The organism is Roseburia hominis A2-183 (assembly GCF_000225345.1).
GTDB lineage: Bacteria > Bacillota > Clostridia > Lachnospirales > Lachnospiraceae > Roseburia > Roseburia hominis.
The window spans coordinates 505,633-524,957 of sequence record NC_015977.1; the positions used below are offsets into that span (position 1 = coordinate 505,633).

Sequence of the window (19,325 nt, forward strand, 5' to 3'; positions counted from 1 at the left end):
AGAGGAGGAATTTTTAACATGAACAAAGCAGAGTTAGTTGCAGCAATGGCTGAGAAGACTGAGTTAAGCAAGAAGGACGCAGAGGCAGCATTAAAGGCATTTACAGATGTTGTTGCTGAGGAATTAAAGAAGGGTGAGAAGATCCAGTTAGTAGGATTCGGTACATTTGAGGTATCTGAGAGAGCAGAGAGAACAGGAAGAAATCCGCAGACTGGTAAAGAGATGACAATCGCAGCTTCCAAGGCTCCGAAGTTCAAGGCTGGTAAGGCTTTAAAGGATATGATCAACGCCTAAGTGATATAGAGATAGCAGAGTGGATTTTGCGGTTGCAGAATCCACTTTTTTGCTTTCAAGGAAAAGGAGCCTTTGGAAGCAGGAACGCTCCGCAGGCATAAGGAGAAGAAGATGAGACTGGATAAATTTTTAAAAGTGTCCCGGCTGATCAAGAGACGCACAGTGGCGAATGAAGCTTGTGACGCCGGCCGTGTGATGGTCAACGGCAAACCGGCGAAGGCTTCCGTGAATGTAAAAGTCGGCGACATTATTGAGATCGGTTTTGGAACGAAGACCGTGAAAGTTCGCGTGCTGGATCTGCAGGATACGACGAAAAAGGAAGAAGCCAAGGATTTGTTTGAATATGTATCATAATATGAAAAACCTCCCATATACTTTCTAATAGAAAAGGAAAGCGGGAGGTTTTTTTATGGAGGAAAAGAATTATAATAATACGGCAAAATCACATAAGGTCCTGCTGGTAAACCGGGGAAACGGCGCGTTTTCCGGTGTTGTGGATGTGCTGTCTTTTGATGTGGCGGAGATTCTGCTCGAGACGGAACTGGGGATGCTGCTCATCAAGGGACAGGATCTGCACGTGAACCGACTGAGCCTGGAAAAAGGGGAAGTGGATATTGAGGGACGGATTGATTCCCTGACCTATTCGGATGTCAAAACGGCGGGAAAACAGGCGGAATCTCTTCTGGGAAGGCTGTTCCGGTAGATGGCGGTAAGCACATCAATCTATCAGGAACTGCTGTTTCTCGGGAGCTCTGTGCTGGTAGGAATGGGACTTTTCTTTCTCTATGATATCCTGCGCATTTTCCGCCGGATTCTTCCGCACGGAAATATCTGGATCGGCGTGGAGGATTTTCTGTACTGGATCATTTTTACAGGCGTGGTCTTTGTCCTTTTATACCGGGAAAATGACGGCATGGTGCGCGGGTTTGCGTTTGGCGGTCTGCTGGTCGGAATGGCGTGTTATTATCTGCTGCTCAGCCGCCTGATCGTGCACTGTCAGGTGTGGATCTGGAAAAAAATACTGGGAATTATTGGAAAAGTGCTGGGATTTTTCGTGCGTCCGGTGTGGAAAACCTTAAAAAAAGTTGGGGCATTTTGTGGAAAACGATTGAAAAAGTTTGTGAGAGCGGTTAAAATAGGTTTATGTAAACTGTAAATTGCTACACAGATGCAGGAAATGAGGGACAGGAATGGCAGCAAAGAAGAGAAAATCAAATCGGAATAACAGGGCGGGCAAGATCTGTATCAGCATGATTCTGGTTGTATTTGCAGCGGCAATGTCTGTCCAGATTGTAAAAGCTTATCAGAAAGATCAGGAGTACGCCAGAAAGCAGGAACAGCTGGAGGTGCAGCTTCAGGATGAGACGGCAAGGCAGGAGGAACTTCAGAATTACCAGTCCTATACACAGTCCCAGGAGTATGTGGAGGATATTGCGAAGAGCAAACTGGGACTAGCCTATGACAATGAGATTATATTTAAGGAAGAACCTTAAGAACATAAGAATGACAGAATAAAAGGAGCCTTACCCGGAGAGATCATCCCGGATAAGGCTTCTTTTTTGGCTGTTAAAGTGTAATCTGATCGATCGCGTCGAGTTCTTCTGGCGTAAAGGAAGTATGTCCGACAATGGCGATATTGTCGAGAATCTGTTCCGGGCGGGAAGCACCAATCAGCACGCTGGTCACGTCACCGTCCTTTAAGATCCAGCTTAATGCCATCTCCGCGAGCGTCTGTCCACGCTTTTTGGCAAGCTCATTGAGAGCGCGGATCTGTGAGAGACGCTCCGGCGTAAGTGCGGTCTCCTTGAGGAAACGTCCGTCGGTCGCGATGCGGCTGTCAGCCGGAATACCGTTTAAATAGCGGTCGGTGAGCATGCCCTGTGCCAGCGGTGAAAAGGCGATAATGCCTCTTTGCAGCCTTCTGGCAGTATCTTTCAAACCGTTTTTCTCGATCGTGCGGTCAAAGATGGAGTAGCGGTTCTGGTTGATGATAAACGGGCACTTCAAGTCGTTTAGAATCGCACATGCACGTTCCAGTGTCGGACCGTCATAGTTGGACAGACCGACATAGAGTGCCTTTCCGCTTTTGACAATGGAATCGAGAGCGCCCATCGTCTCTTCGAGCGGTGTCTCAGGATCCATGCGGTGATGATAAAAAATATCCACATAATCCAGCCCCAGGCGCTTTAAGCTGGCGTCCAGGCTTGCGATGAGGTACTTGCGGCTGCCCCAGTTGCCGTAAGGTCCCGGCCACATATCGTAGCCGGCTTTGGTGCTGATTAGAAGCTCGTCCCGGTACGCAGAAAAGTCGTCCCGCAGGATTTGTCCCAGGTTGCGCTCTGCGCTGCCGTAAGCGGGACCGTAATTGTTCGCAAGATCAAAATGCGTGATACCGTTATCAAAAGCGGTGCGGCACATTGCCTTCATGTTGTCATAATGTCCGGTGTCCCCAAAATTGTGCCAGAAACCGAGAGAAACCATTGGAAGCTTTAAACCGCTGGCGCCGCAGCGATTGTACTGCATGGTATCATAGCGGCTTTCTTTTGCCATATAACCCATAAGAAAATCTCCTTTCATATCATGGTGGCTATGCTTTTGCGTACATTATAACACCGGCATGAAAAAATGTGGTAGAGGAATATTTCTGGATGAACTTCCTAAAAGGCACGAAGCGCTTCAAAGTCCATGAAACAGACAATGGAACCGATATTTTGGCGAAAAGTTTTTCAAAAGGGGTCCTTCCTTTGACAAAGATTTTCCGGGAACAACCCTATAATCGATGTCACCCGCGAAAAACACCGGGACAGACCGGAGGCGGGAATGGAGGTAGGCGATGAAAAAAATGAATGCAAGACAAATGATGCTCTGTATGGCGGGAAGTGTAATGTGCAGTGTGGGCGTGATGGGGTGTTACCCTCTGGTGCCGGCGTATTTTGCGGCGCTGTATCTGGAGCGGGTCAGCGGGCCGGTGCTGCTCGGTATGATGTACATAGGAATGTTTGTGTTTATGCCGACGGCGGCAGCAGTAAAGTATGCGGTGGCGCTTGTCGTGGTGATGGGAGCAATCCGGCTCGTGGAATGGGCCAACGAGGGATGCCCCTCCTATATGGCGGGCAGTATGGCAGCGATTATTACCATGATCCTGTCGGTGGCGGGGGGACTTCTTGAATGGAAGGATCAGCCCGGAATTCTGGCGGCGGCGCTGGAGGGCGCGTTTATATTGGGAGCCGTGATTCTTTTTAACCGTGCCCTGCATATGATATTACACTGGGGAAGAAAGGCGGGGGTGCCGGAGCGGCCGGATGGAGGAAGAGAGGAGCGGCTGCTGGGGTATGCGGAATCGTTTCAGGGCTTGTCCCAGGTTTTTCACAGTATGAGTGCCGCACATCAGAACGGTGCGGCGGAGGAACTGGGACAGATACAGAACGAGCTGACTGGAAAGATCTGCGCGTCGTGTGACGCGTGTGCAGTCTGCTGGGAGAGAGATCCTGCACCCTTATACGGCGCGCTGTCGGGGATCCTTTCCGCGATCTGGAACGGAGAGACTCCCGGGGAGGAGAAAAAGCAGGAGCTTGTACAGTATTGCAGGCACAGCAGCGATATGGTGGAGGAGGCGGTGCGCGTCTTTGAGCGCGTCAGCTTAAACCGGGCATGGTACCAGAGACTGGTGGAGAACCGGGAGGTGATAGCGGAACAGCTGGATGCGATGGCGTATATCATGCAGGACTGCGCCAGGGAGGAAAAAATTCTGGACGTGGGGGAACGCCATGTCCTCTCGGAGATTCAATACCGTGCGAAGGAGCAGGGGATTGTGGTGGAAGAACTGCACCTGATCGAGGCGGTGGACGGAAGGATCCGGATTGACGCAGTGCTAAAAAGCCGGCTGGGAGGCTGTGTCGCGGTGAAGACATTTCTGACGCTCTCCGGCGCCGTGCTTGGAAAAAAGCTCCGGACAACCGCGGATGCGCGGACGTTTATTGCAAAGGAGCCGTTCCGGTTCCTGATCTACGAGGACACCGCATACCGGAGCGTGCAGGGAATTGCGCGGGTGAAGAAGGATGAGGCAAAAATTTCAGGCGACAACTTTTCTTTTCTGGAACTCGAGCGAGGGGAAATGCTGCTTGGACTGTCGGACGGCATGGGCTCCGGGAGCAGTGCCTGCAAGGAGAGCGAGATGGTGCTGGATCTTGTGGAACGTTTTCTGGAAGCAGGGTTTTCCCTGGAGACGGCAATACGCATGATGAATTCGGCGATGGTGATGAAAGGGGAAAATGACATCTACTCCACGTTAGACCTCTGCATGGTGAACCTGTACAGCGGTATGGCACGCCTGTACAAGGTGGGAGCGGCGGCTGCATTTATCCGGCGGGAGGATGAGGTGGAGTGCATTGCATCGGAAAATCTGCCGGTGGGGGCGCGTGCGCACCTGGATGCAAAACCGAGGGAGATACAGCTGAACGACGGTGATTTTATTGTCATGGTGACGGATGGTGTGTTAGAATACTTACATGTTCCGAAGCCGGAGGAGACGATGCGGGAAATGATTCTCAGTATCAAAACCAACAATCCGGGAATTCTGGCAAAAAAGATTATGGACAGAGTGATGCTTTTTACCGGCGGGCGCGCACAGGACGATATGACGGTACTTGCGGCGTGCATCTGGAAAAAGGCATAGAATAGAATGTGAAACGATAGAGGAAATGCGATGCAGAAGAAAGGAATGGAACTGGAGGGGCTTGTTAAATCCGGGGATGTGGTGCTTGCGGGCGTCTCCGGAGGAGCGGACTCGGTATGTCTGCTGCTTATGCTGCTTGAGTACCGGAAGCACTGCGATTTTCTCCTGGAGGCGGTGCACGTGGAACACGGGATCCGGGGAGAGGCCAGCAGGAGAGACGCCGCGTTTGTTAAAAGGCTTTGCGAAAAGCGGGGCGTTTGCTGCAGGATTTATCCGGTGGATGTCCCGGCGTATGCCAAGGGACACGGCCTCGGCGTTGAGGAGGCGGCGAGGAAGCTCCGCTATGAGTGCTTCAGGGAGGCAGCAGAGGACTATGACGGCAGACCGGTGAAGATCGCGCTCGCGCATCATGCGGATGATAATGCGGAGACCATGCTGTTCCGGCTGATCCGGGGGAGCGGAATCCACGGACTCTACGGTATGCGCCCGGCGCGCAGGCTCGCGGAGGGTGTCACGGTGATCCGTCCGCTGCTTGGAATGGAGAGAGCGGAGATCGAGGCGTATCTTAAGGCACAGGGACAGCCTTACTGCCGGGATGCGACCAATGAGGATACCGACTACAGCAGAAACCGGATTCGCCATAAGGTGATGCCGGAATTAAAAGCGGTGAATACGGGGGCGGTGCATCATATGATGCAGAGCGCACAGATGTTAATGGAATTGTCGGATTACCTGGAGGAAGAGACGCGCCGGGCGACGGAGCGTGTGTGCCGTGACACCCCGGATGCCTGTGTGATCGATGCGGTTCTTTTTTCAGAATATCCCGCACTTTTAATCCGGGAAGTACTGCTTGTGACGCTGCAAAAAGTGGCGGGCAGCAACCGTGACATCGGAAGTGTGCATGTAGAAGAACTGTGCACACTGTATACAAGACAGGTCGGCCGTGTGATCTGCCTGCCCTACGGCGTGCGTGCGGAGCGTGTGTATGAGGGAATCCGGCTGTACAGGGAAGAGCCGGCGGTTGATATGGAACGGGAGAGCATTGAGGTTACCGGGGAGATGCTTTCGCGCGCAGAAAAGGAAGAGGTGGTGCTTGCGCTGCCGGATGGCAGACTGCACCTGCGGATACGTGATTTTTCGGGGAATATGCAGGAAATCCCGAAAAAAACATATACGAAATGGTTTGATTATGGTAAAATAAAATCTGGTCTGCGGCTGCGCAGAAGAGAGAGCGGCGATTACCTGATGATAGATGCTGCCGGACATACCAAGAAGCTGAAGGAATATTTTGTCAATGAGAAGATTCCGGCGGCGAAGAGAGACGCTATATGGCTTCTGGCAACGGGATCCGAGATCCTGTGGGTGGCAGGCGGGCGCATCGGCGCCGGCTGCAAAGTCGGAGAGAATACAGAAAAGATATTAGAAGTACGGTTAAGTGGAGGAAACGATTGTGAAGATCAAGAAAATTAACGTTCATCTCACAGAGGAACAGATTGAGCAGAGAGTAAGAGAGTTGGGAGCCGAGATCAGCAAGGTGTACGGAGATGAGCCGGTATGTCTGATCTGTATTTTGAAGGGATCGGTATTTTTTACCTGCGAACTGGCAAAGCGTATTACTTCACCGGTTGAGATAGAGTTTATGTCGGTATCCAGCTATGGATCAGGCACAAGTTCCAGCGGCGTGGTGCGTATCGTAAATGATCTTGGAACCAGTATTGAAGGCAAGAATGTGCTGGTAATTGAGGACATCATCGATTCCGGCAGAACTTTAAGCTATTTGTTGGAGAATTTGAAGACAAGAAATCCGAAGACACTCAGACTGTGTACGCTTCTGGATAAGCCGGACCGGAGAGTGGTGGATGTCAATGTGGATTATGTGGGATTTGTCATTCCGGATGAATTTGTGGTAGGATACGGTCTCGACTATGACCAGAAGTACCGCAATCTGCCGTATATCGGATTTGTTGAGATAGAGGAATAAAGGAGAAATCGATTGAATAGTAAGAGAAGCAGTTACAGAGGATTTGGCATCTATCTGCTCCTGATACTTGCCATCATAGGTATCTGGTATTGGATGGACGGAAACACGTCAACCAACAGTTACACGCGGGCACAGTTTGAGACTGCGGTTGCAGATGGAAATGTTGCACAGCTGAAGATTGTACCGAACCGCGGCGAGGTGCCGACCGGTAATGTATACATTACATTTAAGGACTCCTCGACACAGGTTCTGGCGGTAAACGATGTAAATGATATAGAAGATTATCTGCGCGATCAGCAGTTTACGTCTTACACCGTGGAGAATCCGCCGGAGCAGAGCTGGATCGTGACGATACTTCCGTATCTGATTATTTTTGCGGCGATGTTCATTTTCTTCATGATTATGACCAATCAGGCGGCTGCCAATTCCGGCGGCGGCGGTAAGATGATGAACTTCGGCAAGAGCCGCGCAAAGCTCATGACAGATGACCCGGCAAAGCGGGTGACATTTGCCAATGTGGCAGGTCTGAAAGAGGAAAAGGAAGAGCTTGAGGAGATCGTGGATTTCCTGCGTGCCCCGAAGAAGTATACCAAGCTTGGCGCGCGTATTCCAAAGGGTGTTCTTCTCGTGGGACCTCCGGGAACCGGTAAGACACTTCTGGCAAAGGCGATTGCCGGTGAGGCAGGCGTGCCGTTCTTTAGTATTTCCGGTTCGGATTTTGTGGAGATGTTTGTTGGCGTCGGCGCTTCGCGTGTCCGTGATCTGTTTGAGGAAGCCAAGAAAAATGCGCCGTGTATCGTGTTTATCGATGAGATCGATGCTGTCGCAAGACGGCGTGGTACCGGTATGGGCGGCGGTCACGATGAGCGCGAGCAGACATTGAACCAGATGCTCGTTGAGATGGACGGTTTCGGTGTCAATGAGGGAATTATCGTTATGGCGGCGACGAACCGTGTGGATATTTTGGACCCGGCGATCATGCGTCCGGGACGTTTCGACCGGAAGGTGCATGTGGGACGTCCGGATGTCGGCGGAAGAGAGGAGATTCTTTCCGTTCATGCGAAGAACAAGCCGCTCGGGGATGATGTCGACTTAAAACAGATCGCACAGACGACTGCGGGCTTTACCGGCGCGGATCTTGAGAATCTTCTGAATGAGGCGGCTATTATCGCAGCGAAGGAAGACCGTGCGTATATTACACAGGCGGACATCAAGAAGGCGTTTGTGAAGGTGGGAATCGGCGCGGAGAAAAAGAGCCGCGTGATCTCCGAGAAGGAAAAGCGTATCACCGCATTCCACGAATCCGGTCATGCGATTCTGTTCCATCTGCTTCCGGATGTCGGTCCGGTCTATTCCGTATCGATCATTCCGACGGGAGCGGGAGCTGCCGGTTACACGATGCCGCTGCCGGAGCGTGACGACATGTTCAACACGAAAGGCAAGATGCTGCAGGATATTATCGTATCTCTGGGAGGACGTGTGGCGGAGGAACTTGTATTTGATGACATCACGACAGGGGCATCTCAGGACATCAAGCAGGCGACCCGGATGGCAAAGGATATGGTCACAAAATACGGAATGTCAGAGAACATTGGTCTGATCTGCTACGACAATGACGACGATGAGGTATTTATCGGCAGAGACCTGGCGCACACGAGAGGCTATGGAGAGGGCGTTGCGACCACCATTGACCTGGAAGTGAAGCGGATCATTGACGAATGTTATGAAAAAGCGAAGCAGATGATTGCGGAGCACCGCGACGTGCTGGATGCCTGCGCGAATCTTCTGCTGGAGAAGGAAAAAATCAGCCAGCAGGAGTTTGAGGAATTGTTTGAGCAGTAATTGTGCATAACGGCAATGAAAAAAGAAAAACCGGGCAGAAGGTACTATACAAAATGAATAAAAACGTGCACACAAAATTGTGAAGTTTGTGCACACTTATCTGGCGGGGCATGCTATTATAATAACCGTAAAAACCCCCCAATACATTATATATAGTTTTTGCTATACCCCATAGTAAAAATACCTTCTCCTAAAAAGACAGCAGTTCGACAGGCTGTCTTTTTTTTACCTTCTAATAAAAATATTTGAAATGGGATATGTTTTATTATAAGAAACAGAGACTATCACGTTCCAGATGCAACCGGGGGCGGCAATTCTAATCGCAAAATCCAGTATTTCTAACCATGCCGCGTCGGACATCCCTGATCATCTGTGTTTTTCCAAGTTTGGAACATTCCTCGTGGTGTGTCCGCAAACCACAGACAATTTAAGGACTTTTGTGCGTGCCCCTTCGTGGCACCAGCAAACAGAACATAACCGCGCGAAGCCGCTGTCTGAGTTGTCATCTGCCCTGTTTTCAATAGCAGATGATAACGAGTTCGGTTCGCGCGGTTTTATATTGTCTGTGAAGCGGTGCCACTAGGGGCACCAGAAAGTCCGCTCATTGTCTGCGGTTTTGCCGGACACACCACGGGGACTGTCCAAACTTGGAAAGACACAGAACCCGATGCCCGACGCAGCACGGAAGAAATCCTCGGATTTTGCTTCAAAGAATTGCCGCCCCGGTTACATTCTGGAACTTCATATTTTCTGATATTCTCATAATAAAACGTATCCCATTTATTGTCTTTTCTTGCGGAGATTCACAAACGTGAGATAGATATCATAGTAGATATTTTCACGGTTCTGCTCCGTAAGCATCTTTAAATCGTTATATAATTCCCGGTCGCTTAGAATCACATCCACCATATCAGGATTGTACTCGGTGCCGCGCCCTGCTTTCAGTTCGTTCAATACCACATCGAACGGTTTCGCGCGGTGGTAATTGCGGCTTAAGTAATCGGTCGCTGCATCCAGACAGTCACAGATGTGGATCAGGTCGATGGCGTCCCGGTACGGCGAGGCGGTATTGTCAAAACTGAGCGGATAACCGCGGGTACCGTCGTAGGAGCGGTGATGTCCGAGCGCAACCGGCTGGTAGATTAAAAAGTCCGGATCGGACGACAGATAGTCGGAGCCCTTCTGCGGATGTGTCTGAATAATGTTAAATTCGTAGTCATTTAACTTGCGGTGCTGCGTGTTGATGATCGGGATCATGCCGTTTTTCCCAATATCGTGGAATAAAGCTGCGGGAACGATATAGTCCAGTACTTCCGCGGGGGAGGCATAGACATTTCCCTCCAGATAGGAGGACGGAATCCGCAAAAGCTCCGGCCGTGCGGCTAAAATATGCTTTCCGATCGCTTCTGCAAGATAGGAAACCATAACGGAGTGTGTGAATGTCGTGAGATGTCTGGTTACGACCAGATCTACGATAAAGTTCATTTTTTCCATACGGTTCTGGAAAGTCCCGAGGATCAGCGGGTGAAACGCCACCAGCTGGACACCGTTGTTTAACGTGTAGGAATTGAGACTGGCAGGCTGATTCATCAGATAGCTGGTAATCAGATTGCGGTAGCGCCGGTAAGTTGCCTGCTTAAACTCTTCCTTGAAATGCGTATGCCCCAGCACGTCGATCAGGTTGAGCGGCAGATTGGTATAAAAAGCAAGCAGGTCAGGCGAGGAAACCTGACCGATGGTCTGCATCTTGTGGACATAATAATCGTCCAGGATCTGCCAGGCGGCTTCCCAGGTGATTGTACCATTGCGTGCCTGCACATAGTGGTAATTAAATACTGTGAATGCAGGGCACTCATAGATGGAACCATGCTCGTGCAATATCTCGGAGTAATAGATCTGCGTCATATTCTCCAGAGAGGACAGGATCGCGGATGGTGCAATAACACGTTCAACGTTAAGAACAGCGCCGTACGCGCGGAAATCGTTGATTGCACAGTCACAGAGCTGCGGAATCCGTGGATTGGTGGTATCGTACTGACAGAATTTGGGCATGGTACGGATCTGACAGAGCTCCTCCCAGAGCCGGTAAGCGGTCTCAATGTCTAAGATGCCAAGACCCGGCGCCACCCGGATCAGATTGTAATAGGCAATAAAAATATAGTCGCGGCTTGCAGCTGATTCAAAGAATTCAATCTGATCGCGGTAAGAGAGCACTTTGGTGTAGAAATATATAGTCTTATCACGAGAGGTGGGCTCTCCGGTTCGTGAGAGCTCCATGTATGAAAAGCCGGCGCAGATGTAGAGAAAAAGCAGGCTTTCCGTATCGCTGCGGTCTTCATAATGTGGAAGCAGGATATCAATAATGCGGATCAGCAGAGCCGGTTCGGTATAGTTGCTGTAGTAAAAATCACGGCAAAAAGAAAGTAAAAGATCATATCCCTCATCGGACAGAAGAGCAGGATTGCTGCTTAGCGGATAGAGATACTGCTCAAGCAGTATCTGATTGTCCGCACAGCGCTGCTGCTGGTCGTCTGCACATGCGCGAAGCGTTGCCAGCCATTCCTCACGGCTGGCAGGCTCCAGAAGGTGATCCTCCCAGGCGAGACTGTGCATGAAGTTGTCATAGTAAGTATCAAAAAAGTAACGGATATCCGTGTTGCTGATCATGTATTCCTCCGCCTGCGCATTCAAATATGTGTGAAAACCACCCAATTTGTCCATAAGCGCAAATATAATAATATTATAACAAATAGATCATAAATGTATATAGTAATTTGGATGTGCAGGTGGTCAAAAACGTGCATTAACGGCTAAAAAAGAATTAAGAAAATTTAGAAATTCTTTATTTGCCCATACCTGCGAGGAGGAATACAATAAAGGTGCGGACGGTAAGATCCGTTGCCGCAAGAACGGAACAGGGAGGCAGCCATGTCCAACACGACAAAACTTGCACTGGAGGCATCACTTAAAAAGCTTTTGCTTAAGAAGCCGGTGGATAAGATTACGATCAACGATCTGACGGAGGACTGCGGGATCAGCCGCATGGCGTTTTACTATCACTTCAAGGATATTTACGACCTGATTGAGTGGGCGTGCCTGGAGGACGGAAAGCGTGCACTTGCGGATAAGAAAACTTACAGTACGTGGAGTGAAGGACTGGAGCAGATCTTTGAGGCGGTATTGGAGAACAAGCCGTTTATTTTGAATGTTTATCACTCGGTCAGCCAGAAGAAGATCGAGAGCTATCTCTATAAGCTGACCTATGATCTGCTCGCAGATGTGGTAGAGGAAGAATGCCGCGATGCGGCTGTCAGCGGGGAGGACAAGGCACTGATTGCGGAGTTCTACAAATACGGCTTTGTAGGTATGATGCTGCACTGGATCGACGGCGGTATGAAGGCGGATTACAGAGAGCTTGTGCAGCGGCTGAGTACGATGCTGCACGGCAGTATCTTAAATGCCGCCCGGAATTTTGAACAGAAGCAATCCGCAAGCTTATCAAAAGAGACGGAATGATAAGTTTTTTATCATTTTGATCTTTTTGTAAATTGTGTCATTCATCTGGGCAGACTAAGATAAGGACACAAAGAATTTACAGCATAAGTGGAAAGGTGGTAGTTACGATGGGAAAAGGAAAACATATAGGACTTGGCGTGGCTGCGCTGGCAGCCGGAGCGGGTGTGGCGGCACTGGCGGCAGGCAGCCATAAGAACAGCAGCGAGCGTGCGCAGAAGAAAGCAATCGAGGAGAAGGCGAGAGCGGAATACCGCAATACCGAGCGCGGCAAGCATGAGAAGAACAGCAAGGGTATTTACTATACCAACGGTAATTACGAGGCTTTTGCGAGACCGAGAAAGCCGGAGGGTGTGGATGAGAAGAGCGCCTATATTGTCGGAAGCGGACTGGCCTCTCTGGCAGCAGCCTGCTTCCTGGTAAGAGACGGTCAGATGGAAGGTTCCCACATTCACATTCTTGAGGCGATGGACATCGCGGGAGGCGCCTGCGACGGTATCAATGATCCGACCAGAGGCTATGTGATGCGCGGCGGTCGTGAGATGGAGAACCATTTTGAGTGCCTGTGGGATTTGTTCCGCAGCATTCCGTCGATTGAGACGCCGGGCGTCTCCGTTCTGGACGAGTATTACTGGCTGAACAAGGAAGACCCGAACTATTCCCTGTGCCGTGCCACAGAGGAGCGCGGCAAGGATGCGCACACAGACGGCAAGTTCAATCTGAGCCAGAAGGGCTGCATGGAGATCATGAAGCTGTTCATGACAAAGGATGAGGATCTCTACGACAAGACGATCGAGGATGTGTTCGACGACGAGGTATTCAATTCTACGTTCTGGCTGTACTGGCGCACGATGTTTGCTTTTGAGAACTGGCACAGTGCACTGGAGATGAAGCTCTATTTCCAGCGTTTCATCCATCACATCGCGGGACTGCCGGATTTCAGCGCTTTGAAGTTCACGAAGTACAATCAGTATGAGTCGCTGATTCTGCCGATGCAGAGATACCTTGAGGAAGCCGGTGTTGACTTCCAGTTTAACACCGAGGTAACGAATGTCATTTTCGACATCAAAGATGACAAGAAGGTTGCCAAGGCGCTCGAGTGCAAGGTCAACGGTGTGGAGAAAGGTATTGTGCTTACGGAGAATGATCTCGTGTTCGTGACAAACGGAAGCTGTACCGAGGGTACGATTTACGGTGATCAGAACCATGCGCCGAACGGGGACGCGGAAGTGCGCACGAGCGGCTGCTGGAGCCTGTGGAAGAATATTGCAAAGCAGGATCCGTCTTTTGGACATCCGGAGAAGTTCTGCTCGGATGTAGCGAAGACGAACTGGGAATCTGCAACCGTGACCACGTTGGACGACAAGATCATTCCGTACATCACGAATATCTGCAAGCGTGATCCGAGAAGCGGAAAAGTTGTGACCGGAGGTATCGTAAGCTGTAAGGATTCCAGCTGGCTGCTCAGCTGGACGATCAACCGCCAGGGACAGTTCAAGGATCAGGATAAGGATAAAGTATGCGTGTGGGTATACGGTCTGTTCACCGATGTGCCGGGCGATTATGTGAAGAAGCCGATGAAGGAGTGTACCGGTAAGGAGATCACCGAGGAGTGGCTGTATCATCTGGGTGTTCCGGTGGAGGAGATCCCGGATCTGGCAGAGAACAGCGCCGTATGTGTACCGACGATGATGCCGTACATCACAGCGTTCTTTATGCCGAGAACCAAGGGCGACCGCCCGGACGTCATCCCGGATGGCTGTGTGAACTTTGCGTTCCTCGGACAGTTCGCGGACACACCGCGTGATACGGTCTTCACGACGGAATATTCGGTCAGAACCGCAATGGAGGCGGTATACGGACTGCTCGGTGTAGACAGAGGCGTTCCTGAGGTATGGGGAAGTGTCTATGATGTCAGAGAGCTGCTCGACAGCAGTGTGAAGCTGATGGATGGAAAGTCTCCGCTTGAGATCGAACTGCCGGGACCGCTCAATGTATTGAAGAAGCCGCTGCTTCGTGTGGTCAAGGGAACCGTCGTGGAGAAGCTGCTCCGGGATCATGATGTGATCAAGGATGGTATGTTATAGGGAATCCTGATGTGTAGAAAACTCTGATTTCCTGAATGAACGGCAACGCCCGGAAAGCCTTTGGTTTTCCGGGCATTTATTGAAAATAGGTGACACTTTTTAAATTTATAACTTGCATATCTGCTTAGGCTGTGATATAATTTACCTCTGTCAGGACACATTGACAAATGGGCAGATTCCCGAGTGGCCAAAGGGGACAGACTGTAAATCTGCTGCAAATTGCTTCGGTGGTTCGAATCCACCTCTGCCCATGAATTGTTGAAAGAACCATTGCCGTAAGGTAGTGGTTCTTTTTTTTGCACAGCTCGCAAAAAGCAGCTGAAAAGCGAAAATGGATTTTGAAAAAAGGCTTGCACTGCGGAACAACTTATGGTATGATTTTGCAGATTAGTCACGACTAACCAACAAAACATAACAAAGGAGTCAGAGATTGAAGATTAAAAAATATTTTTTCGCAGCCGCCGGGTGTATCAGCCTTGCGCTGGGCTGTATCGGTATTGTGCTTCCGATTCTGCCGACGGTTCCATTTTTTCTGTTGACGCTTTTTTGCTTTTCACAAAGTTCAACGCGCCTTCATGACTGGTTTACCGGTACCGATCTTTACAAAAAGAATCTGGAATCCTATGTGAGAAAAGAAGGTATGCAGATGAAAACCAAGGTCAGTATTGTCGCCACTGTGACGCTTCTTATGGCGATCGGATTTATCTGTATGAAAAATGTGCCCGTCGGACGGATTGTTTTATCCGTTGTGTGGGTATGTCATGTCATCTACTTTTTTTGCTTTGTAAAGACACTTCCGGAAGAAAAAACAGGAAGCGGGGGAATCGAATATGAAGAATAAACGCAGCCTGCATTTTTGTAATCCTGCTGGTGGCGCATATGATCCAGCACAGAATGTCTGGCACTGCATCATAATACATGCAGGAGAGGAGTGCTTATAAAAACCAGATTTTCTCGTTTGTGGAGGAGATACTGGTCGCGCCTGCATCCAAAAGAGCGAGGATGTCTTCCTTTTCGGAGACCAGCCCGCCGGCAATGACCGGTGTGGAGGTGGACTGACAGACTTTGGCGATGACCTTGGGCATCAGTGCCGGCAGGATTTCGATCAGATCCGGGCGGGAGGATTTGACCTGGCGGTCGATGTTCTCGTATGCCATGGAGTCAATCAGAAACAGCCGGAGGATTGTAAAGAGCCCCAGCTCCTTGGCGCGTTTGATAAGTGTCGGCTTCGTTGTGATAATGCCGTCGGCATTCGTGTATTTTTGAAGAAAGTCGACTGCCACTTCTTTGGAACTCAGTCCGTTGATGAGATCCAGATGGACGATCGCAAGCTTTCCGGCGGATTTGACGGTCTCCACGATGTCACTGATGGTGACGATGTCGCCGTATAAGATAAAGATAATGCGGCTGTCGCTGGTCAGGCATCTGGAAAGACCTTCGTCGTCTTTGACCGCTGCAATGATGGGAGAATCCTCCAGGGCTTCTTTAAATAATTTCTTCATGACAATCTCCTGTATTCGGTGAATCAATAAGGTCATCATGCCGATCGCATGATGACCTTATTATATAATAAAGTGAGATTCTTTGAAAGCGCTTATTTTGCAGGAACATTTCTGGCGGCAATGATGTCGACACCAGTTCCGGCAACGTCGGATAAGACCACATCGCCGATCTTAAGCGGTGCATTGACGGTGATATCCTTTAAGGCGTTGACACAGTCGAAAATCCTGCCTTTCGGAATGTCGGAGGCTGTTTTCACGTTTGCCATTGGGTAGATGCCTCCGTTCACCCGGACCGTCGATGTTACGATACGGGTCGGATTCGTAACTTCCTTTCTGGCGTAGGCATCGCCTCTCGGACAGGTATTGCCGGTGACGGCGGTGACGGTAGATCCGTCCATGGTAACTGTGATGGCGCACCCGAGCGGGCAGCCGATACAGGTCAATTCTCTTGTGCTCATGATGATTCCTCCATTCTATTTATGAATTTTCTTCAATGCGGATTGTGATTCTGGACAGATCCGGGAATTCAGCAAGTTTTTTCTTGTCGAGAATTACCTGCTCCATCTCGCCGGGAGCCATAACCGGACGTTTGCGCTTGCTGATTAAGGTGTCATCAAAGTAAGTCGCAATCGAGCAGTTCTTGTATACCGCGCCCACACGGAAGCGGACGGTTAAAGTGTCGTCCATCTCGGTCGGACGGACATATTTCGGAACGGTGTAGCGCACGCCGTCCACCGGGAAAATCTCGACGGATGCGGCATCTTTGCTGGAGCCGTTTTGGATATAAGCGGCGGCATTTTTCCCGGCTGCGGTTGCTTCCTGGGAAACATAGTCCACAAGGTCATGTACATGAAGGACATTTCCACAGGCGAACACGCCGTCGATGCTGGTCTCTAAGCTGTCATTGACGATTGGACCGGAGGTGACAGGATTGATGGCAACGCCTGCGCTGCGGCTCAGTTCGTTCTCAGGGATCAGTCCGCAGGAGAGAAGCAGGGTGTCGCAGGTGTAGCGCTCCTCGGTTCCCGGAATCGGTTTGCGGTCCGGACCGACTTCTGCAATCGTGACAGCCTCGACACGGTTTTTGCCCTCAATGTCGATGACGGTGTGGCTGAGCTTCAACGGGATGCCGAAATCATCCAGACACTGTACGATGTTTCGCTTCAGACCGCCGGAGTAAGGCATCAGTTCGGCAACTACCTTGACCTTCGCGCCTTCCAGCGTCATGCGGCGTGCCATGATCAGACCAATGTCACCGGAACCTAAGATGACAACTTCGCGGCCCGGCATATAGCCTTCCATGTTGACCAGACGCTGTGCCGTACCTGCGGAAAAAATACCGGCCGGACGATAGCCCGGAATATTTAAGGCACCTCTGGAACGCTCGCGGCAGCCCATGGCGAGAATGACCGCTTTTGTGTGGATCTCAAACATGCCGTCCTCGCGGTTCATGGCGGTTACTTTTTTTGTGATTACGTTTCCGGACGGGGCATCGGCAGCGATGTCCATGACCATGGTATTTAATTTGTACTCGATGCCGCGCTCTGCCACCTGCTCGATGAAGCGGGAAGCGTATTCCGGTCCGGTCAGCTCCTCCTTGAAGGTATGTAAGCCGAAACCGTTGTGGATGCACTGGTTTAAGATACCGCCGAGCTCTTTGTCTCTCTCGATGATTAAGATGCTCTCGATGCCGTGGTCTCTTGCGGATACAGCGGCTGCAAGTCCGGCAGGACCTCCGCCGACGATGACTAAATCATAGTTTTTCATAGTAGAATCCCCCTTTAAATCTCTTTGTTGATGCCGATGACGATATTGCCGCCGACGCCGTTTTTGGTAATATCAAACATACTCATTGGTACTTCTCGCTCTAAGATCTCCATGGTACGCGGGGAGCAGAAACCTGCCTGACAGCGCCCCATGCCGGCTCTTGTGCGGCGTTTTACTCCGTCGAGGGAGCGGGCACCGAGCGGACGGTGAATGGCGTCCATGATCTCGCCCTCGCTGATCATCTCGCAGCGGCAGATGATGTTGCCATATTCCGGATGCTCTTTGATCAGCTGATTGCGCTCCTCCATGGAAAGTGTCTCCGGTCTTAAGATGCCTTTTCTTGTGGAGATAAAATCTGTTTTTTTCGTAAGGGAAAGAAGATCAGCGGCGATACCTGCGACCATCTCTCCGATTGCCGGTGCGGAGGAGAGTCCCGGAGATTCAATGCCGGCTGCGTTGATAAAACCTTTCGCGTCTTCCGCTTCCCCAATGATGAAATCGTTGCCGTCTTCGTGTGCGCGCAGACCTGCAAATGAGGTGATAACCTGGCGCATCGGAACATTTTTGACGCTCAAAGCAGCAGTCTTTGCGAGGGAATCCAGTCCGTCCTGTGTGGTGTTGACTGCTTCCTTATTCGTGACATCCACTGCGGTTGGGCCGACTAAGAGGTTGCCGTGTACGGTAGGAGTGACAAGCACGCCTTTTCCCATTTTGGATGGAAGCTGGAAAATCGTGTGCGATACATGCGTTCCGGCTTCTTTGTCGAGCAGGCAGTATTCGCCTTTGCGGGCGGTAATATGAAGCTTGTGTTCACTTACCATATTGTTAAATTCGTCAGCGTGAACGCCGGCGGCATTGATGATGACCTTCGCCTCAAAGGTTTCCGGTGTATCCGTGTCGGTGTGGATGGTCTCTAACGTGTAACTGCCGTCTTTTTTCCGAATGGAAGTGACTTTGGTATTTAAGAAAAAGGAAACACCGTTGGTGTATGCGTTTTCCGCAAATGCCATGGTCATGTGGAACGGGCAGACGATGCCGCCGGTCGGGGCATACAGACCGCAGGTCACGTCGTCGCTTAAATTCGGCTCCATCTGAAGCAGCTCTTCGCGCTCTAAGATGCGAAGACCAGGTACTCCGTTTTTCTCACCCTTTTCTAAAAGGGCATCAAGACCGCTGCGGTCCTGATCTTTGGTACATACGACGAGGGAACCGTTTCTCTTAAACGGAATGTCGAGGTCTTTTGAGAGGGCATCCATCATCTCGTTGCCGCGGACATTTAACTTTGCCTTTAAGGAACCCGGGGCTGCGTCGAAGCCTGCGTGGATGATGGCACTGTTGGCTTTGGAGGTGCCGTCACAGACATCCTCTTCGCGCTCGATGACACAGACGTTCGCCTGGTATCTGGATAATTCTCTTGCGATTGCACTGCCGATGACTCCGGCACCGATAATTGCTACATCATACATAATACATTCTCCTTTTCTTTGAAATACAAAAAGAGCAAGGCAAACAAAAACGATCTCATCGTCTCTGCTCTTACCTTGCTCATGTCTCTCGGTAATTCTTATGAACTTAACTATATTATAACACGAAATGAACAGGATGCAAGACCTGATTGAAAAAACAGACATTGCACCTGGCTTTGCAAGAAAGTGCCCCATATC

The 19,325-nt window shown here is 50.4% G+C and carries 18 protein-coding genes and 1 tRNA gene; 13 read left to right on the top strand and 6 right to left on the bottom strand.

Annotation, left to right across the window (positions count from 1 at the left end):
* Window positions 1-18 precede the first annotated feature (18 nt).
* The 5 genes from RHOM_RS02240 to RHOM_RS02260 all read left to right on the top strand — a co-directional run bounded on the left by RHOM_RS02240 (window position 19) and on the right by RHOM_RS02260 (window position 1,787).
* Window positions 19-294, top strand: coding sequence for an HU family DNA-binding protein (locus RHOM_RS02240; RefSeq protein WP_014078634.1), 276 nt, complete (start codon window positions 19-21; stop codon window positions 292-294).
* A gap of 111 nt (window positions 295-405) precedes the next feature.
* Window positions 406-648, top strand: coding sequence for an RNA-binding S4 domain-containing protein (locus RHOM_RS02245; protein ID WP_014078635.1), 243 nt, complete (start codon window positions 406-408; stop codon window positions 646-648).
* Between the two features lie 55 nt (window positions 649-703).
* The gene (yabP, locus tag RHOM_RS02250) at window positions 704-997 is read left to right on the top strand and encodes a sporulation protein YabP (protein WP_014078636.1); all 294 of its coding nucleotides are present in this window, start codon (window positions 704-706) and stop codon (window positions 995-997) included.
* Complete coding sequence (gene yabQ, locus RHOM_RS02255; protein WP_014078637.1) at window positions 998-1,450, top strand: spore cortex biosynthesis protein YabQ; 453 nt, start codon at window positions 998-1,000, stop codon at window positions 1,448-1,450.
* A gap of 34 nt (window positions 1,451-1,484) precedes the next feature.
* The gene (locus RHOM_RS02260; protein WP_014078638.1) at window positions 1,485-1,787 is read left to right on the top strand and encodes an FtsB family cell division protein; all 303 of its coding nucleotides are present in this window, start codon (window positions 1,485-1,487) and stop codon (window positions 1,785-1,787) included.
* Window positions 1,788-1,860: 73 nt separating this feature from the next.
* Here the strand turns inward: RHOM_RS02260 and RHOM_RS02265 are convergent, their stop codons facing one another.
* Window positions 1,861-2,853 carry an aldo/keto reductase gene (locus RHOM_RS02265; RefSeq protein WP_014078639.1) on the bottom strand — a complete coding sequence of 331 codons (993 nt, stop codon included), beginning with the start codon at window positions 2,851-2,853 and terminating at the stop codon, window positions 1,861-1,863.
* 274 nt (window positions 2,854-3,127) lie between these two features.
* On the opposite strand from RHOM_RS02265, the gene RHOM_RS02275 reads away from it, so the two are divergent.
* The 4 genes from RHOM_RS02275 to ftsH are packed head-to-tail and all read left to right on the top strand — an operon-like array spanning window position 3,128 to window position 8,792.
* Window positions 3,128-4,969, top strand: coding sequence for a SpoIIE family protein phosphatase (locus tag RHOM_RS02275; protein ID WP_014078641.1), 1,842 nt, complete (start codon window positions 3,128-3,130; stop codon window positions 4,967-4,969).
* Window positions 4,970-4,999: 30 nt separating this feature from the next.
* Window positions 5,000-6,439: a tRNA lysidine(34) synthetase TilS gene (gene tilS / locus RHOM_RS02280; RefSeq protein ID WP_014078642.1), complete on the top strand. Its 1,440-nt coding sequence runs from the start codon at window positions 5,000-5,002 to the stop codon at window positions 6,437-6,439.
* Window positions 6,420-6,950, top strand: coding sequence for a hypoxanthine phosphoribosyltransferase (gene hpt, locus RHOM_RS02285; protein WP_014078643.1), 531 nt, complete (start codon window positions 6,420-6,422; stop codon window positions 6,948-6,950). Before tilS ends, hpt begins: the two co-directional genes overlap by 20 nt.
* Window positions 6,951-6,962: 12 nt before the next feature.
* Window positions 6,963-8,792: an ATP-dependent zinc metalloprotease FtsH gene (gene ftsH / locus RHOM_RS02290; protein ID WP_014078644.1), complete on the top strand. Its 1,830-nt coding sequence runs from the start codon at window positions 6,963-6,965 to the stop codon at window positions 8,790-8,792.
* Window positions 8,793-9,572: 780 nt separating this feature from the next.
* On the opposite strand, the gene RHOM_RS02295 is transcribed toward ftsH, so the two are convergent.
* Window positions 9,573-11,459 carry an HD-GYP domain-containing protein gene (locus tag RHOM_RS02295; protein WP_044024588.1) on the bottom strand — a complete coding sequence of 629 codons (1,887 nt, stop codon included), beginning with the start codon at window positions 11,457-11,459 and terminating at the stop codon, window positions 9,573-9,575.
* Window positions 11,460-11,720: 261 nt separating this feature from the next.
* On the opposite strand from RHOM_RS02295, the gene RHOM_RS02300 reads away from it, so the two are divergent.
* The 4 genes from RHOM_RS02300 to RHOM_RS02315 all read left to right on the top strand — a co-directional run bounded on the left by RHOM_RS02300 (window position 11,721) and on the right by RHOM_RS02315 (window position 15,233).
* On the top strand, window positions 11,721-12,308 hold the full coding sequence (locus tag RHOM_RS02300; protein ID WP_014078646.1) for a TetR/AcrR family transcriptional regulator: 588 nt from the start codon (window positions 11,721-11,723) through the stop codon (window positions 12,306-12,308).
* Between the two features lie 107 nt (window positions 12,309-12,415).
* A complete protein-coding gene (locus RHOM_RS02305; RefSeq protein ID WP_014078647.1) occupies window positions 12,416-14,392 on the top strand; it encodes an oleate hydratase in 1,977 nt (658 codons plus the stop codon).
* A gap of 169 nt (window positions 14,393-14,561) precedes the next feature.
* Window positions 14,562-14,643 (top strand) — tRNA-Tyr (locus RHOM_RS02310).
* Window positions 14,644-14,822: 179 nt separating this feature from the next.
* Window positions 14,823-15,233 (top strand): YbaN family protein, encoded by a 411-nt coding sequence (locus RHOM_RS02315; RefSeq protein WP_014078648.1) that lies wholly within the window; start codon window positions 14,823-14,825, stop codon window positions 15,231-15,233.
* 94 nt (window positions 15,234-15,327) lie between these two features.
* Here the strand turns inward: RHOM_RS02315 and RHOM_RS02320 are convergent, their stop codons facing one another.
* The 4 genes from RHOM_RS02320 to RHOM_RS02335 form a co-directional block, all read right to left on the bottom strand.
* Entirely contained in the window at window positions 15,328-15,894 is a 567-nt protein-coding gene (locus RHOM_RS02320; protein WP_014078649.1) for a glycerol-3-phosphate responsive antiterminator, read from the bottom strand.
* Between the two features lie 92 nt (window positions 15,895-15,986).
* Window positions 15,987-16,352, bottom strand: a complete 366-nt coding sequence (locus RHOM_RS02325) for a DUF1667 domain-containing protein (protein WP_014078650.1) — start codon at window positions 16,350-16,352, stop codon at window positions 15,987-15,989.
* A gap of 19 nt (window positions 16,353-16,371) precedes the next feature.
* Window positions 16,372-17,661: an NAD(P)/FAD-dependent oxidoreductase gene (locus RHOM_RS02330; protein ID WP_014078651.1), complete on the bottom strand. Its 1,290-nt coding sequence runs from the start codon at window positions 17,659-17,661 to the stop codon at window positions 16,372-16,374.
* A gap of 14 nt (window positions 17,662-17,675) precedes the next feature.
* Window positions 17,676-19,127 carry an NAD(P)/FAD-dependent oxidoreductase gene (locus tag RHOM_RS02335; protein WP_014078652.1) on the bottom strand — a complete coding sequence of 484 codons (1,452 nt, stop codon included), beginning with the start codon at window positions 19,125-19,127 and terminating at the stop codon, window positions 17,676-17,678.
* Between the last annotated feature and the right edge of the window lie 198 nt (window positions 19,128-19,325).

Bases quoted from the DNA above. Each gene is read 5' to 3' on its own strand.
- RHOM_RS02240 (WP_014078634.1), top strand. From the start codon at position 19: ATGAACAAAGCAGAGTTAGTTGCAGCAATGGCTGAGAAGACTGAGTTA.
- RHOM_RS02245 (WP_014078635.1), top strand. From the start codon at position 406: ATGAGACTGGATAAATTTTTAAAAGTGTCCCGGCTGATCAAGAGACGC.
- yabP (WP_014078636.1), top strand. From the start codon at position 704: ATGGAGGAAAAGAATTATAATAATACGGCAAAATCACATAAGGTCCTG.
- yabQ (WP_014078637.1), top strand. From the start codon at position 998: ATGGCGGTAAGCACATCAATCTATCAGGAACTGCTGTTTCTCGGGAGC.
- RHOM_RS02260 (WP_014078638.1), top strand. From the start codon at position 1,485: ATGGCAGCAAAGAAGAGAAAATCAAATCGGAATAACAGGGCGGGCAAG.
- RHOM_RS02265 (WP_014078639.1), bottom strand. From the start codon at position 2,853: ATGGGTTATATGGCAAAAGAAAGCCGCTATGATACCATGCAGTACAAT.
- RHOM_RS02275 (WP_014078641.1), top strand. From the start codon at position 3,128: ATGAAAAAAATGAATGCAAGACAAATGATGCTCTGTATGGCGGGAAGT.
- tilS (WP_014078642.1), top strand. From the start codon at position 5,000: ATGCAGAAGAAAGGAATGGAACTGGAGGGGCTTGTTAAATCCGGGGAT.
- RHOM_RS02295 (WP_044024588.1), bottom strand. From the start codon at position 11,459: ATGATCAGCAACACGGATATCCGTTACTTTTTTGATACTTACTATGAC.
- RHOM_RS02300 (WP_014078646.1), top strand. From the start codon at position 11,721: ATGTCCAACACGACAAAACTTGCACTGGAGGCATCACTTAAAAAGCTT.
- RHOM_RS02305 (WP_014078647.1), top strand. From the start codon at position 12,416: ATGGGAAAAGGAAAACATATAGGACTTGGCGTGGCTGCGCTGGCAGCC.
- RHOM_RS02320 (WP_014078649.1), bottom strand. From the start codon at position 15,894: ATGAAGAAATTATTTAAAGAAGCCCTGGAGGATTCTCCCATCATTGCA.
- RHOM_RS02325 (WP_014078650.1), bottom strand. From the start codon at position 16,352: ATGAGCACAAGAGAATTGACCTGTATCGGCTGCCCGCTCGGGTGCGCC.
- RHOM_RS02330 (WP_014078651.1), bottom strand. From the start codon at position 17,661: ATGAAAAACTATGATTTAGTCATCGTCGGCGGAGGTCCTGCCGGACTT.
- RHOM_RS02335 (WP_014078652.1), bottom strand. From the start codon at position 19,127: ATGTATGATGTAGCAATTATCGGTGCCGGAGTCATCGGCAGTGCAATC.